Annotated in this window: 14 protein-coding genes; 12 read left to right on the forward strand and 2 right to left on the reverse strand. The window is 74.5% G+C overall.

What is annotated here, in order from left to right; genetic code table 11:
* Nucleotides 1–57: 57 nt before the first annotated feature.
* The 6 genes from rplQ to ABEB12_RS03580 all read left to right on the forward strand — a co-directional run bounded on the left by rplQ (nucleotide 58) and on the right by ABEB12_RS03580 (nucleotide 5,002).
* The gene (gene rplQ / locus ABEB12_RS03555) at nucleotides 58–684 is read left to right on the forward strand and encodes a 50S ribosomal protein L17 (protein WP_185058935.1); all 627 of its coding nucleotides are present in this window, start codon (nucleotides 58–60) and stop codon (nucleotides 682–684) included.
* 29 nt (nucleotides 685–713) lie between these two features.
* Nucleotides 714–1,532: a tRNA pseudouridine(38-40) synthase TruA gene (gene truA, locus ABEB12_RS03560; RefSeq protein WP_221497817.1), complete on the forward strand. Its 819-nt coding sequence runs from the start codon at nucleotides 714–716 to the stop codon at nucleotides 1,530–1,532.
* Between the two features lie 45 nt (nucleotides 1,533–1,577).
* Nucleotides 1,578–2,591, forward strand: coding sequence for a methyltransferase domain-containing protein (locus ABEB12_RS03565; RefSeq protein ID WP_185058936.1), 1,014 nt, complete (start codon nucleotides 1,578–1,580; stop codon nucleotides 2,589–2,591).
* Nucleotides 2,592–2,678: 87 nt separating this feature from the next.
* On the forward strand, nucleotides 2,679–4,133 hold the full coding sequence (gene eccB, locus ABEB12_RS03570) for a type VII secretion protein EccB (RefSeq protein WP_185058937.1): 1,455 nt from the start codon (nucleotides 2,679–2,681) through the stop codon (nucleotides 4,131–4,133).
* A 60-nt stretch (nucleotides 4,134–4,193) separates the two neighbouring features.
* Nucleotides 4,194–4,532, forward strand: a complete 339-nt coding sequence (locus ABEB12_RS03575; RefSeq protein WP_185058938.1) for a metalloregulator ArsR/SmtB family transcription factor — start codon at nucleotides 4,194–4,196, stop codon at nucleotides 4,530–4,532.
* Complete coding sequence (locus ABEB12_RS03580) at nucleotides 4,529–5,002, forward strand: SRPBCC domain-containing protein (RefSeq protein ID WP_185058939.1); 474 nt, start codon at nucleotides 4,529–4,531, stop codon at nucleotides 5,000–5,002. The genes ABEB12_RS03575 and ABEB12_RS03580 overlap by 4 nt, the downstream gene beginning before the upstream one ends.
* 6 nt (nucleotides 5,003–5,008) lie before the next feature.
* On the opposite strand, the gene mycP is transcribed toward ABEB12_RS03580, so the two are convergent.
* The gene (gene mycP, locus ABEB12_RS03585; protein WP_185058940.1) at nucleotides 5,009–6,424 is read right to left on the reverse strand and encodes a type VII secretion-associated serine protease mycosin; all 1,416 of its coding nucleotides are present in this window, start codon (nucleotides 6,422–6,424) and stop codon (nucleotides 5,009–5,011) included.
* Entirely contained in the window at nucleotides 6,421–8,109 is a 1,689-nt protein-coding gene (eccD, locus tag ABEB12_RS03590) for a type VII secretion integral membrane protein EccD (RefSeq protein ID WP_185058941.1), read from the reverse strand. Before eccD ends, mycP begins: the two co-directional genes overlap by 4 nt.
* Nucleotides 8,110–8,260: 151 nt before the next feature.
* On the opposite strand from eccD, the gene eccCa reads away from it, so the two are divergent.
* From eccCa to rpsI, 6 genes are all read left to right on the forward strand, one after another.
* Nucleotides 8,261–12,331, forward strand: coding sequence for a type VII secretion protein EccCa (gene eccCa / locus ABEB12_RS03595; RefSeq protein ID WP_185058942.1), 4,071 nt, complete (start codon nucleotides 8,261–8,263; stop codon nucleotides 12,329–12,331).
* Nucleotides 12,328–12,921 (forward strand): type VII secretion-associated protein, encoded by a 594-nt coding sequence (locus tag ABEB12_RS03600; RefSeq protein ID WP_185058943.1) that lies wholly within the window; start codon nucleotides 12,328–12,330, stop codon nucleotides 12,919–12,921. The genes eccCa and ABEB12_RS03600 overlap by 4 nt, the downstream gene beginning before the upstream one ends.
* Before the next feature lie 161 nt (nucleotides 12,922–13,082).
* Entirely contained in the window at nucleotides 13,083–13,394 is a 312-nt protein-coding gene (locus ABEB12_RS03605) for a WXG100 family type VII secretion target (RefSeq protein ID WP_221497541.1), read from the forward strand.
* A 36-nt stretch (nucleotides 13,395–13,430) separates the two neighbouring features.
* Nucleotides 13,431–13,718 (forward strand): WXG100 family type VII secretion target, encoded by a 288-nt coding sequence (locus ABEB12_RS03610; RefSeq protein WP_185058944.1) that lies wholly within the window; start codon nucleotides 13,431–13,433, stop codon nucleotides 13,716–13,718.
* A gap of 179 nt (nucleotides 13,719–13,897) precedes the next feature.
* Complete coding sequence (rplM, locus tag ABEB12_RS03615; protein WP_185058945.1) at nucleotides 13,898–14,341, forward strand: 50S ribosomal protein L13; 444 nt, start codon at nucleotides 13,898–13,900, stop codon at nucleotides 14,339–14,341.
* 38 nt (nucleotides 14,342–14,379) lie between these two features.
* Complete coding sequence (gene rpsI, locus ABEB12_RS03620) at nucleotides 14,380–14,835, forward strand: 30S ribosomal protein S9 (protein WP_185061098.1); 456 nt, start codon at nucleotides 14,380–14,382, stop codon at nucleotides 14,833–14,835.
* The last annotated feature ends 4 nt before the right edge of the window (nucleotides 14,836–14,839 follow it).

The following is a 14,839-nucleotide window of genomic DNA, read 5'->3' on the forward strand; positions in this document are numbered from 1 at the left end:
GGCGCCGCGAAGCGGTAGCCACACTTTCCACTCACGGGCGTGACGAAGGAGCGCAAAATGCCACAGCCCACCAAGGGGCCCCGCCTTGGCGGCTCGCCGGCGCACCAGCGGTTGATGCTGGCCAACCTGGCCACGTCGCTGTTCGACCACGGCAAGATCACCACCACCGAGGCCAAGGCCAAGCGGCTGCGCCCGTACGCGGAGCGGCTGATCACCAAGGCCAAGCGGGGTGACCTGCACAATGTGCGGGAGATCGCCAAGGTCATCCGGAACAAGACCATCCTGCACCGGCTGACCAGCGAGCTTGCTCCGCTGTTCGCCTCCCGCAACGGTGGCTACATCCGGATCACCAAGACGCTGCCGCGCAAGGGCGACAACGCCCCGATGGCGGTGATCGAGCTGATCACCAGCGAGACCGTCTCCGCCGAGGCGGACCGGGCTCGCCGGGTCGCCGGGTCGCGCCAGGGCAAGAAGGCCGAGACCACCGAGGCCAAGGCGGACGACACCGCCGACGCCAAGGCGGACGAGGCCGCCGAGGCCAAGGCCGAGGAGACCAAGCCCGAGGACGCCACCGAGGCCAAGGCCGAGGACGGCGCCGAGGCGAAGGCCGCCGAGGCCAAGTCCGACGACGCCAAGTCCGACGACTCGACCCAGGCGTCCGAGAAGAAGGACGACGGCTCCTGAACGTCCCCGCTCCGCTCGTCAGGGCGCGGCTGGACATCAGCTACGACGGCACCGACTACTCAGGTTGGGCCGTGCAACCCGGCCGGCGCACCGTGTGCGGCGTCCTCACCGAGGCGCTCAGCACATGTGTGCGCCGGCCGGTTGCGTTGACGGTGGCCGGGCGGACCGACGCCGGCGTGCACGCCACCGGGCAGGTGGCGCACGTGGACCTGCCGGCGGAGACCGAGCTGGGCGATCGGCTGGTGCGCCGGCTGGCCCGGTTGCTGCCGACGGACGTGCGGGTGCGGGCGGTCACCGAGGTTCCGGCGGAGTTCGACGCGCGGTTCGCCGCGCTGCGCCGGCACTACCGGTACCGGGTGGCCGTCGGGCCGCACGGGGCCGAGCCGCTGCGGGCCAGGGACACCGTTTCCTGGCCCTACGGCGCCGATCCGGCCGCGATGAACGCGGCCGCCGAGGGTTTGCTCGGGGAGCACGACTTCGCCGCCTACTGCCGGCACCGGGAGGGCGCGACCACCATCCGCGAGCTGCAGCGGCTGGTCTGGGCGCCGGTGCCGGGCGAGGACGGCGTGCTGGCCGCCGAAGTCAGCGCGGACGCGTTCTGCCACTCGATGGTGCGCAGCCTGGTGGGCGCCCTGCTCGCCGTGGGGCGGGGCCAGCGGCCGGTGGACTGGCCGGCCGGGCTGCTGCGCCGCGCCGAACGGGCCAGCGATGTCGCCGTCGCCCCGGCGCACGGGTTGACCCTGACCGGGGTGGACTACCCGCCGGATGCCGAACTGGCCGCGCGTGCCACGATCACCCGCAGGGTCCGGCTGCCGGCGCACATCGCGCCACGGCCACCCGCACGCTGATCGCGGGCCGTGCGGCCGGCGCGGAGAGCCGAGCTGGGAGTGGCGATGGAGGAGCAGCAGACCGACACGGATGCCCTTGGCGCGTTCGGCACCAACGCGATGCCGGCCCGCGACGAGGACCCGTTCGCCGACCTGGACCCGGCCTCACTGGTGGACCCGGCCGCGCCGACCGCCGCGGTCGCGGGTGCCGCCGCCGCTGGCGCCGCCGCGGTGGCCGCGAGTGCCGCCCCGGAGGCGCAGGACCCGGTGACCCGGCACTACACCCGCAGCGCACTGCTCTCCTCGGTGCTGGACGCGGTCGCGGCGGCCGGCAAGTCGGTCGCGCCGCTGGACTCCGACGACGTGTCGCCGATGGACGAGATGCACACCGGCTCCCGGCTGGCCACCGAGCGGGTCGCCGAGCTGCTCGCCCCCGAGTCCGGTGCCCAGGTCCTGGACCTGGGCTGCGGGCTGGGCGGGTCGGCCCGCTACCTGGCCCGCCACCACGGCTGCCAGGTCACCGGGGTGGACCTGACCAGGGAGAACATCGAGGTGGCCGAGGAGCTCACCAAGCGCTGCGGGCTGGCCGAGCAGGTGAGCTTCCGGCAGGGTGACGTGACCGCGCTGCCGTTCGGGGACGACGCGTTCGACGGCGCGGTGATGCTGCACGTCGGGATGAACGTGGAGCACAAGGCGGCGCTGTGCGCCCAGGCGGCGCGGGTGCTGCGGCCGGGCGGGCGGCTCGTGGTCTACGACCTGATGACCGACACCGAGGACGGCGCCGAGCTGACCTTCCCGCTGCCCTGGGCGAACCACGAGGAGATCAGCTTCGTGGAGCCGGTGGCCGAGTACCGGCGGGTGCTCGGCGAGGCCGGGTTCACCGTGGGTGAGGAGCAGGACCTGCGCGAGCCGGCGCTGGCCCAGTTGGCCAAGCTGCGGGAAATGGCCAAGGAGGACATGCCGCCGATCGGCATGCACGTGGTGATGGGCGACAGCTTCTTCGTGAAGATCCGCAACCTGGGCCAGGCCATCGCGGACGGCCGCCTGGTGCCCACCCTCCTGGTCGCCGAGCTGACTTGAGTTCTTCTCGCCGAGCTCTGCCGAGCTCGGACGGGTAGATTCGCCAAACCGCCACGGCGGTGGGGGTGGCGCGGCTACGGTTTTCGCGTGGCGCGGGAACCGGTGACCCGGGTTCAGCTGGACGCTTACCGCTTCGGTCAGCGTCGGTTGGAGTCCGCGCTGGCCCGGCGTGATCCGGTGCCGCTGCACGAAGAGCTCCGGGGTCAGCGGCGGGTGGTGGCCACCGGGATGGCGCTGGGCATGGTCGCGCTGCTGGGTGCGGTGCTGGTCTCCATGCTTTTCCCCAAGCCGCGGTGGAACATCCACGAGGTGGTGGCCGGCAAGCAGTCCGGCCGGATGTTCGCCGTGATCCACAACCCGGACCGGCTGGTCCCGGTGACGAACCTGGCGGCGGCCCGGCTGGTCCGGTTCGCGGCGGAGAAGGCCAACGCCGGCGGCGGGGCGGCCGGCGGTCCGTCGACCGGTGAACCCAAGCAGATCGACGACGCCGTGCTGGACCAGGCGCCCCGCACCGCGCCGGCGGCCGTCCCCGGCGCGATCGCCGCGCTGCCCGTGCCCAACGCGCGCGAGGGGATGCCCCGGGGGCCGTGGGTGCTGTGCGACACCGACGGGCGCAGCGTGCTGGTCGCCGACGCCACCCCGGCGCCGAAGCTGGACGGTCCCGACGCGTTGCTGCTGACCGGCGGCGGGCGGGACTACCTGGTCATGGGCGGCCTGAAGCACGCGGTGGAGAGCACCGAGGCGCGGTCCGCGTACGGGTTGGCGGACGTGCCAGCCCGGGCGGCCTCCGAGACCCTGCTGGACGTGATCCCCACCGGTGTACCCCTGACCGGCGGCCCGCGCCCGCAGAGCGCCGGCCAGCGCAGCGCCGGGCTGCCCGGGCGACAGGTCGGGGACGTGGTGCGGGTGGTCCGGCCCGGTCAGGGGGATGCGTTCTACCTGGTGCTCATGAACGGTGTGCAGGAGGTCGGCGAGCCGGTGGCGAACCTGCTGCGCGCGGCGAACGGCGCCGACCGGAGCCGCCCGCCGGACAGCCTGCGCGCCGAGGAGATCAATGCCGCGCCTCGCTCCAAGCTGGCCGGCGTGGAGAGCCTGCCGAGGCTGTTCCCCAGGATCGCGCCGGAGACCGCCACGGTGTGCCTGCGCTGGAACGGCCGCCTGGGGGAGATTCTGGCCGGCAAGGCACCCCCGCTGCCCGAACGCCGCACGATGGCCCCGCTGTCCCAACAGGACGGGGCCGGGCCGAAGCTGGACGCGGTGGCTTTCCCGGCGAAGACCGCACTGGTCGCCTGCGCGGTGGCCCGGGAGTCGGACTGCCAGCGTCCGAGGCGCGGCGGGGAACGGGTGCAGGGCGCGCTCTGGCTGCTGTCCGAGACCGGTGCGGCCTACCCGGTGGCCAACACGGACACGGCCGATGCGCTGGGCATCGCCGAGGCGATCCCGGTGCCGGTGGAGGCGCTGCGCCTGCTGCCCACCGGCTCCACCCTGGACGTGGCGCAGGCCCAGCGAACGGTGGACGTCCTGGTCGCGCAGACGAACTAAAACTCGGTAAGTACCCGCGAACGGTTGACTCTGACTTACCGTTCGTGCAGACTTACCGACATGCCCGCGAGCACCGCCGCCGTACTGGACGCCCTTGGCGACGCGACCCGACGTTCGATCCTGGATGAGCTGGTCGACGGACCGCTGGCGGTGGGCGTGCTCGCCGGGCGGCTGCCGGTCTCCCGGCCGGCGGTCTCCCAACACCTGCGGGTGCTGAAGAACGCGGAGCTGGTGGTGGAGTCGGTCAACGGAACCCGCCGCCTGTACCGGATCAACCCGCCCGGCTTCGAGGTGGTGCGCCGCTACTTCGACCGCTTCTGGGCGCAGACGCTGGACAACTTCGCCGCGCTCGCCGAAGCCGAGGCGGCCAGGGACAACCCCGAGGAGTCAGACCGATGAGCATCCAATCCACCACCGAGGTGACCGTGCGCCGCGAGGTCCTCGTGCCGCTGCCGCCGGACCGGGCGTTTGCGCTGTTCAGCACCCGGATGGGCGAGTTCTGGCCCAAGACGCACTCGATCGGCTCCGCGCCCCAGGCCGACGTGCTGATCGAGCCGAGGGACGGCGGCCGCTGGTACGAACGCGGCACGGACGGCAGCGAGTGCGAGTGGGGCCGGGTGGCCCGCTGGGCCCCGCCGGGCGAGCTGGTGCTGCTCTGGCAGATCAACGCCGACTGGGCCTACCAGGCCGACTTCGAGACCGAGGTGGAGGTGTCGTTCACCGGGCAGGCCGACGGCACCCTGGTGACGATGCGGCACCGGCACCTGGAGCGCTACGGCGACCGGGTGGCCGCGATGCGGGAGAGCCTCGAGTCCGCGGGCGGCTGGGACGCGATCCTGGACGCGTTCGCCGCGCTGTCGCGGGAGTAGTCGCGTCTACCGGGAGCGGTTGCCGGGTGTGCGCACGCGGGCGGCGCCGATGGTCCCGGCGGTCAGGCACGCGAGCAGGGCCAGCACACCGCCCCACACGGCGGCCGGTCCGGCCGGGGGCGGATGGGGTGAGGGGGCCAGCAACAGACGGCCATCCGCGGCGCCGGCCGGGTCGGAACGGGGCGGGGCGAGCACGGCGGGCTGACGGGTGAGCGCCTCGAGCGGGTTGATCGTGCCGTAGCCGAGGGTGTCGGAGCGGCCGGCCGAGTGCTGGCTGGCGGTGGCGGTGATCCGGTCGATGATCTGGCCGGGGGTCAGGTTCGGGTAGCGCGCGTGGATCAGTGCGGCCAGCCCGGACACCGCCGGCGCGGCGAAGCTGGTGCCGTCGATCGCGGAGACCTGCTCCAGGCCGTGCAGCTTCTCGGTCACCGCGCCGGTCACGCCCAGCGAGGCGACGCCCTCGCCGGGGGCGGCGACGTCCAGCCACGGGCCGGGGACGGTGAACGAGGACGCCCCGCCGCCCGGCCCGATGGATGCCACCGCCAGCACGTCGTCGTCGAACCACGCGGGAAACGGCACGATGCCCGGGTTCGGCCCGGTGCGGCAGGTGGTCGAGGTGTTGCCGGCCGCCGCGACCACCACCGCGCCGTGCCGCACCGCGTGCCGGATGGCGGCGCGCAGCGCGGCGGCGCCGACCGCGTCGGCCGGCGCGCAGGCCACCTCGGAAATGTTGATCACGTCCGCGCCCAGGTCGGCCGCCCGGCGCACCGCCCGGGCCAGCGAGGCGATGTTGCCGGCGGTCCCGGTGCCGCCGGCCGGGTCGGAGTAGGACTCGCTGGTCTGCCGGACGGCGATCACGTCGGCCTCCGGGGCCACCCCGGAGAACCCGGTCACCGGGTCCGGCGCGGCGGCGGCGATGCCGGCGACCGCCGTGCCGTGCGCGTCGCAGTCCTGGGTGCCGTCCCCGGTGGCCACGAAGTCACCGCCGGCGTAGAGGCGCCCGCGCAGCAGCGGGTGCGGGTTCACCCCGGTGTCGATCACCGCGATGCGCACCCCCTTGCCCTTGGTGCCGGCCGCCCGCCAGGTCTCCTCGAGGTTCAGCAGCTGTTGGCCCCACAGGTACGGCTTGGCCGTCTGCTCGGTGAGCACGGTTGGCGTGGTGGCGCACACCTTGTCTCCCCGGCGCACCCCCGGCACCGGGGTGGGCGTGCCGCTGGGCAGATACCGGGCATCCGGCGGGGGCGGCGCGGGGGCGGGCGCGGAAAGCGCGGTCGGCCCGGGGGCGGGCGCGGTGGGAGCGACGGCCGCGGTGGGTGCGACGGCCGCGGTGGGAGCGACAGTAGCGGTCGGCGCGGCCGCCGGCGAGGTGCCGGCCAGCACCAGCGAGACCATGACCAGCGCGGCGCCCAGCGTCGGTTTCACAGGCCGCGCAGCTTCGAGTAGAGGTCCAGCACGGCCAGCGCCAACGGGAAGGTGGCGACCACCAGGATCGCCTCCACCACGTCGGCCGTCCGGCGGGCCACCGGGGACGACTCCCGCCGCCCGGCCAGCCACACCAGTCCGAACGCCACCGCGCCCGCCACCAGCAGCCCCGGCGCACCGATCAGCCGGGCCAGGTCGGGGCCGCGTACGGCCAGCCCGGCGGCCAGCCCGGAGCCGGCGAGCAACCCGGCGGCCATCGGCGCGGCGGAAGCGGCCGCCGTGGCGTAGCACCGCGAGCGCAGCATCAGCGCGCACACCACCACCGAGGCGAACGCCGGCCCGGCCCAGCCGCCGGTCCCGGCGGCCAGCAGCGCACCGAACCCGGCGACCGCCGACGCCCCGATCACCAGCCCGGCCAGGTACGTGTGCGCCAGCTGGGCCTGGTAGCGGATCTCCTCCGGGGCCGCGAAGTCCCACTGCTGGTCGGCCGCGATCATGTCCTCCGGGCTGGTCGGGATCACCGGTGGCGGCAGTCCGGCCAGCCGCACGCTCACCCGGGGCAACAGCGGCAGCAGGCCGACCGCGACCGCCGATGTCGCCGCCGCCAGCCCGCCGAACGAGGCCACGTCGAACACCCCCAACAGCGCGGCGAACGAGGTCAGCCCGGCCGCCAGCACGGTTGCCACCAGTGCGGGCGCGGCGGTGGACAGCAGGGCGACGGCGGTCGCCGAGGCGGCCGCCGCCAGCGCGCTGGCCAGCAGCAGGTGCCCGGCGCCGGGGGTGCCGGGCAACGCGGCCAGCCCGGTGACGGCGGCCAGCGGCACGGCGGCGAAGGCCAGCGCCACGGCCACCGACCCGGCCACCCGGTCCGGTTCGTCCGCGCCGGACCCGGCAGCGGCCGCCCCGGAGCCGCCACCGGCGCTGCCCCGGGCCCCGGCACCGGCTACCGGGCCGGCGGCCCCCCGGACACCGGCGACGGAGGCGCCTCGGGCCCCGGCGGCCGAGGTGTCGTTTCGCCCCTGCGCGGCGCGCATCGCCCCGGCGAGCATTCCGACCACCGCGAGGCCGCCGATCACCGCGGCCACCGGGTTCGCCGCCGGATCGGTCAGCCCGCGTGCGCCGGCCAGCAGCACCGATGCGCCCAACGCGGCGAGCAGCCCGGCGATGATGCCGGCGGTCCGGCGGCAGCGTTCGGTCCAGGGCAGCACGGCGAACGGCTCCGGCTCGGCGCCGGCGGCGGAACCCCAGGCGCCCGGCTCGCCGTTGGCCGGCGCGACGGCCTCGGCCACCGCGTCCACCGGGTCGTCGAACACCGGTGGCGGGGGCGCCTCGGCGTTGCGGCGCAGCCGCAGCAGGTCCCCGTCCAGCACCCCCAGCCCGGCCAGCGTCGCGCCGGGGGGCAGCGCCGCGCCGGCGGCGGCGGCCAGGCACCAGCTGGCCGGGGCGTCCGGGTGCGGCACCGGCAGCGGGCCGGTGTGCGGGTTGGGCTGGCCGGGGACCTCCCCGGCCAGCTCGGTGAGCATCGGCACCAGCTCGGCCACGGTCAGGTCGGTGGGCAGGGCCAGGTCCATCCGGGTCTGCGGGGCGAGCACGGTGACCCGGCAGAACTGGCCGCCCTCCACCCGCGGCGAGGGCTGCACTATCTGCGTCTCCGGACCGGCCAACCCAGCGTTCGGCCTGGTCATGGTGCCTCCCGAGGCATGGCGAGATCACGGTCTGTCCCGGGCGGATGGGTTTTCCCAAACGGCCCCGGCGACCTCGGTCGGCTTCTTAGTATTGCCGGGCCCGATCGGCCGTGAGGGCGGTTTGGGAAACGGATTCTTTCGGGAGGCGCCGATGAGTACCCGCGTGGTGCGCCGCGCGCCCCGCCGGCCGGCGCCCCGGTTGCCCGGCGGCGAGCTGCCGATGGAGCCGCCGCCGGAGCCGGCCAAGCCGGTGCCGGCCGGGCTCGGTCAGAAGCTGATGCCGGCGTTGATGATCCTCGGCTCGGTCGGGTTCATCGTGGTGATGGGCATGCAGAACCCGTCCAGCCCGACGTCCTGGGTGTTCGGCGGGATCTTCGCGCTGTCCACCATCGGCATGATGGCCGGCGGCATGGGCCGGGGCGGCAGCCAGCGGGCGGAGACCGACGAGAACCGCCGTGACTACCTGCGCTACCTGGCCCAGGTGCGGCGCCGGATCCGGGAGGTGGCCGCGCGCCAGCGGGCGTCGCTGGAGTGGACCCACCCGGACCCGGCGGCGCTGCTCGGCCTGCTCCAGTCGGACCGGCTGTGGGAGCGCCGGGACACCGATCCCGACTTCGCCCAGCTGCGGGTCGGCCGGGGGCGGCAGCGGCTGGCTACCCGGCTGGTGGCGCCGCAGACCGGGCCGCTGGACGAGCTGGAGCCGGTGTGCGCCTGGGCGTTGCGCCGGTTGCTGCGGGCGCACGCCGTGGTGCCGGACCTGCCGGTGGCGGTGGCCTTCGGCGCGCTGCGCCGGGTCAGCCTGCACCCGCTGGCCGGTCCGCACGGCCGGGCCCCGGCGCTGGAACTGGCCCGGGCGGTCCTGGCGCAGTACACGGTGTGGCACAGCCCGGCGAACGCGCTGGTCGCGGTGATCGCCTCGCCGGCCGCGATGCCCCACTGGGACTGGGTGAAGTGGCTGCCGCACGCGCAGCACCCGGCGCTCACCGACCAGATCGGCGCGCTGCGCATGGTCAGCTCGGCGCCGGGCGACGTGCTGGACTGGCTGACCGCGATCCCGGGCGGCGGGACGGAGGGGGCGGCGCGGCTGCTGGTCGTGGTGGACGGCGTGGACGTGCGGCGGGCTGGCGCGCAGTGGCTGGACCGCCCGGAGGTCACCGTGTTGCGCGTCGCCGAGCTGCCCACCTCGCCCACCACCGCCACCGAGGGCGTGCCGGCCGGCGGGGAACGCGGCGAGCTGGCGCTGCTGGTGGACGCCGAACGGCTGGGCGCCGGCGTGCAGACCGGGCGAGGACCGGTGGATACCCGGTGGATCGGCCGGCCGGACGGCCTGGGCCTGGCCGAGGCGAGCGTGCTGGCCCGCCGGATGGCCCGGTTCCGCGCCCCTCGGGAGAGCGAGCCGGACACCGGCCGCCCGCTGCGCGGCACCGTCGGCCTGCCCGAGCTGCTGGGCATCGACGACCCGGCGACGGTGGCGCTGGCCCGGGCGCGCTGGCGGGATTCGCCGGTGGACCGGCTGCGCGTGCCGATCGGCATCGGCGAGCACGGCGAACCGGTGCTGCTGGACATCAAGGAGTCCGCGCAGGGCGGGTCCGGGCCGCACGGGCTGTGCATCGGCGCCACCGGCTCCGGCAAGTCGGAGCTGCTGCGCACGCTGCTGCTCGGGCTGGTCGCCACCCACCCCTCGGACGAGCTGAACCTGGTGCTGATCGACTTCAAGGGCGGCGCGACCTTTCTCGGCATGGCCGGGCTGCCGCACGTCTCCGCCGTGATCACCAACCTGGCCGACGAGCTCTCCCTGGTGGACCGGATGGCCGACGCGCTGGCCGGGGAGATCAACCGCCGGCAGGAGCTGCTGCGCAAGGCGGGCAACTTCGCCAGCGTGGCCGACTACGAGCGGCACCGCCGCACCGCCCCTCGGACCGGCGCCGGGCTGCCGCCGCTGCCGGCGCTGTTCATCGTGGTGGACGAGTTCTCCGAGATGCTGGCCCAGCGGCCCGAGCTGGTGGACCTGATGGTGACCATCGGCCGGCTGGGCCGCTCGCTGCAGATGCACCTGTTGCTGGCCTCGCAGCGGCTGGACGAGGGCCGGTTGCGCGGGCTGGAGTCGCACCTGTCCTACCGGATCGGGCTGCGCACGTTCTCCCCGGCGGAGTCGCGCGCGGTGCTGGGCGTGCCCGACGCGTACAACCTGCCGCCCATGCCGGGCTCCGGCTACCTGGCGCTGGGCACCGACGAGCTGGTCCGGTTCCGCGCCGCCTACGTCTCCGGGCCGCGCGCGGCGACCGCCGGGCCGGCCTCGGTGGCCGGTGCGCCCCGCCGGCCGGTGGCGTTCAGCTCGACCCGGGTGGGGCCGGACCCGCGCGAGCGGGATTCCGAACCGACCCTGGTGTTCGACGGCGCGCTGGTTCTGGCGGACGGGTCGCCGGGCACGGGGGCGTTCCCGGTGTCCAGCGGGCCGGCGAACGCGCCGAACGCGCCCAGCGTCATGGACGAAATGGTGACCGCCCTGATCGGCCAGGGGCCGCCGGCGCACCCGGTCTGGCTGCCGCCGCTGGAGGAGCCGCCCGCGCTGGACACCCTGCTGCCCGCGCTGGGCCGGGGCCCGCGAGGGCTGGGCACCCAGGCGCCGGGCGAGCTGCGGCTGGCGCTGGGCCTGATCGACCGGCCGTTCCACCAGCGCTGGGACCCGCTGTGGGTGGACCTCTCCGGGGCGGCCGGGCACGGCGTGGTGGTCGGCGCGCCGCAGTCCGGAAAGTCCACCGTGCTGCGCACCCTGATGCTCGGCCTGGCGCTGAGCCACACGCCGCGCGAGCTGTCCATGTACGCGCTGGACTTCGGCGGGGGCATGCTGGCCGCGCTGTCCGGGCTGCCGCACTGCGGCGGGGTGGCGGACCGCCAGCAGCCGGACCAGGTGCGCCGCACGGTCGCCGAGCTGACCGCGCTGCTGGCCGACCGGGAGCGCTCCTTCCGGGCCGCCGGCATCGACTCGGCGGCCGAGTTCCGCCGCCGGAAGGCGCGCGGGGAGTTCGCCGATCCGCACGGCGACGTGCTGCTGGTGGTCGACGGGTACCTCACGCTGCGTAGCGAGTACGAGGAACTGGAGCAGCAGCTGCTGCCGCTGGCCACCCGGGGGCTGTCCTACGGCATCCACCTGGTGGTGTCCGCGAACCGGTGGACCGAGCTGCGCCCCGCGCTGAAGGATCTCCTGGGAACCCGGGTCGAACTGCGCCTGGGTGATCCGTCCGACTCGGATTTCGACCGGCGGCGTGCGGCGTCGGTGCCGGCGAAGCCCGGCCACGGGCTGACGGCCGACGGCGCCCAGTGCGTCATAGCCCGGCCCATGATCGACACACTGGGTGACGATCTCGCAGCCACCGTGGCCGCCCTCGCCGACGCCTGGGAGGAGCCGCCGGTGCCCTCCGTGCGGCTGCTGCCGGACCGGATCGACTACTCGGAGGTGCTCGCCCTCGCCGGGTCCGGGTCCCCGCACGTGCTGCCGATCGGGGTGGACGAGGCGCGGCTGGAGCCGGTACTGCTGGACTTCGACGCCGACCCGCACCTGATCTGCCTGGCCGACGACGAGTCCGGCAAGACCAACCTGCTGCGCGTGCTGGCCGGCGGCGTGGTTCGCGGGCTGGACCCGGAACGGGCGCGGATCGTGCTGGTGGACTACCGGCGCACGCTGCTCGGCCAGGTCCCGGACAGCCACCTGATTGGTTACGCCAGCGGCGCCAAGGTGGCCGCCGAGGTGGTCCGGGACATCGCCGACTCGCTGCGCCGGCGTTTGCCCGGCCCGGACGTGACCCCGGCGCGGCTGCGGGACCGGTCCTGGTGGTCCGGCCCGGAGCTGTACCTGTTGGTGGACGACTACGACCTGGTTGCCGGGGCCGGCGCCGGGGCGGCCGGTTCGGCCAACCCGCTGTTGCCGCTGATGGAGTTCCTGCCCCAGGCCAAGGACGTCGGCCTGCACCTGGTGCTGGCCCGGCGCTGCGGCGGGGTCGGCCGGGCGATGTTCGAGCCGGTGTTCAGCCGGCTGCGGGAGCTGGCCACGCCGGGGCTGATGATGAGCGGCCCGCCCGACGAGGGGCCGATCCTGGACGGGCTCCGCCCGGAGCCGCTGCCGCCGGGGCGGGGCGTGCTGGTCGGCCGCCGGTATGGCAAGCGGCGCATGCAGGTGGCCTGGTACGAACCGGATCTGGAAGGCCCGGGTGACGGCGGGTGACCCTCGGCGCCGGGCTGATTCCGCCGCAATCCCGGGCGCGCGGGGAATGGGTCACGCCGGCCCGGGCGGGGTTGGCGGCCGCGTTGGTCACCGCCGCCGTGCTCTGGTTCGCGGACGTCGCCGTGCCCGAGCCGGTGGCGGGTGACCTGCTCGCCCAGTACGGCTACGCCGCGCGGCTGCCCGAGGGCTGGGCGCACACCGGCGGCGAGCCGTCGGCGCGGCGGGTGGTGCTCACCCCGGTGGCGGCGCCGCGCGGCGTGGAACTGATCGCGCTGGAACGCCGACCGCTGGGCTACGACGCGCGGGCCGAGCCGGCCCGGGCGGAACGGGAGCTGGTGGACCGGTACCACCGGGCGATACGGGACGGGGCGGTCCTGGACCGGCTGGACCCGCGCGCCCGGTTCGCCGGCCGGGCGGCGATCAGCTACCGCCAGCTCCTGCCGGGGCTCGGCGCGGAGGTGGACTGGTACGTGGTGTTCGACCGGGACAACCAGCTTTCCGTCGGCTGCCAGCACACGCCGCCGGGCGCCGGACCGGTGCGCGAGGCCTGCGCCCGGGTGGTCGCCACGGTCCGCCCGCTGCCCGGCTGAGGCCGCTATGGCTCTGCGTGGAGATACGCAACACCCACCGGTGTTCGCAATCGCACACGAAACCGGTCGTTCGGCCGTGCCGGGAAGGGGCCGGCTGCCAGCGTGACGGGCACCAGCACCGGCCGCCCGGCCGGTGCCGCGGCGAGAGGCAGTGATCGAGGATGGCAGGCAGGTACGGGACCACGACCGAGGAGATGCAGCGCGCCGCGCAGCATGTCCTCCAGGTGAACGAGCAGGTGCAGGGCCGCCTCGCCGGCCTGAGGGGCCAGCTGGAGCCGCTGGCCGGTGCCTGGCGCGGCGAGGCGGCCACCGCGTTCCAGCAGCTGATGATCCGCTGGGACACCGACGCGCGGAACCTCAACGAGGCGCTGCGCGGCATCGGCGAGGCGATCTCCGGCTCCGGGCGCAACTACCAGCAGGCTGAAGAGGCGCACACCCAGTCCATGTCGCAGATCCGCTCCGCGCTCGGCTGAGCCGCGCGACCACCGACCAGAGTTCGAGGAGAGCAGATGCCCGAGATCTTGGTGACCTTTGGTGAGATCGGTAACGCCCAGCAGAGCGTGGTGACCACCGCGCAGCAGATGAACCAGCAGCTGGAGGACCTCAAGCGGTTCCTGCAGCCGATGGTGGCCACCTGGACCGGCGCGGCGGCCGAGCAGTACCAGGCCCAGCAGCGCAAATGGGACACGGCGGCCGCCGACCTGAACCAGGTGCTCTCCCAGATCGGGGTGGCCCTGGGGCACGCGAACGAGCAGTACCAGCGGGTCGAGCAGGCCAACGCGGCCCGGTGGACCTGAGTGACGTGGGGCGGTTGCGGGGCCCTCGTTGCGGGCCCTGCACCCACCCGTTTTGACCCTGCCGGAACGCGACGCGTATCCTCGGAGGTCGTTGTGCCGAGGACGTTCGGTTGGACTCGTGGTCGAGCTGGTCCGGGCACCCCAAAGCTCCCGCTGGTAAGAGACGACGAGGTAGGTCCGTGCGCACGTTCAGTCCGAAGCCCGCCGAGGTCGACCGGGCCTGGCATGTCATCGACGCGACCGACGTCGTGCTCGGCCGGCTGGCCACCCACGCCGCCACCCTGCTGCGCGGCAAGCACAAGCCGATCTTCGCCCCGCACGTGGACACCGGTGACTTCGTGGTCATCGTGAACGCGGAGAAGGTGGCCGTCTCGGGCAACAAGCGCGAGGACAAGTTCGTCTACAAGCACAGCGGCTACCCGGGCGGCCTGCGCCAGCGCTCGGTCGGCGAGATGCTGGACAAGCACCCCGACCGGCTGGTGGAGAAGGCGGTGAAGGGCATGCTGCCGAAGAACAAGCTGGGCCGGGCGATGGGCAAGAAGCTGAAGGTCTACGCCGGCCCGACGCACCCGCACAGCGCGCAGCAGCCCCAGCCCTTCGAGATCACGCAGGTCAGCCAGTGAGCGACGAGCAGAACGCAGAAGTGGAAGAGGCACAGCAGGTGAGCACCCCCGTCGAGGAGACGCCGGTCAGCGAGAAGGCGCCGGAGAAGGTCGCTGAGAAGGTCAGCGGCAAGCCGGTGCAGACCGTCGGCCGCCGCAAGGAGGCCGTGGTCCGCGTCCGGCTCGTCCCGGGCAACGGCAGCTTCCGGCTGAACGGCAAGGACCTGGCGACCTACTTCCCGAACAAGGTGCACCAGCAGCTGGTCAAGGACCCGCTGACCACCTTGGACAAGGCGGAGTCCTACGACGTGCTGGCCAGCCTGCGCGGCGGCGGCATCTCCGGGCAGGCCGGCGCGCTGCGCCTGGCCATCGCCCGCGCGCTGATCGAGCTGGACAGCGAAGACCGCCCGGCGCTCAAGTCGGCCGGTTTCCTGACCCGGGACGCGCGGGTCAAGGAGCGCAAGAAGTACGGCCTGAAGAAGGCCCGCAAGGCCCCGCAGTACAGCAAGCGCTGATCGG

The organism is Actinospineispora eucalypti, assembly GCF_039543365.1.
Taxonomy (GTDB): Bacteria; Actinomycetota; Actinomycetes; order Mycobacteriales; family Pseudonocardiaceae; genus Pseudonocardia; species Pseudonocardia eucalypti.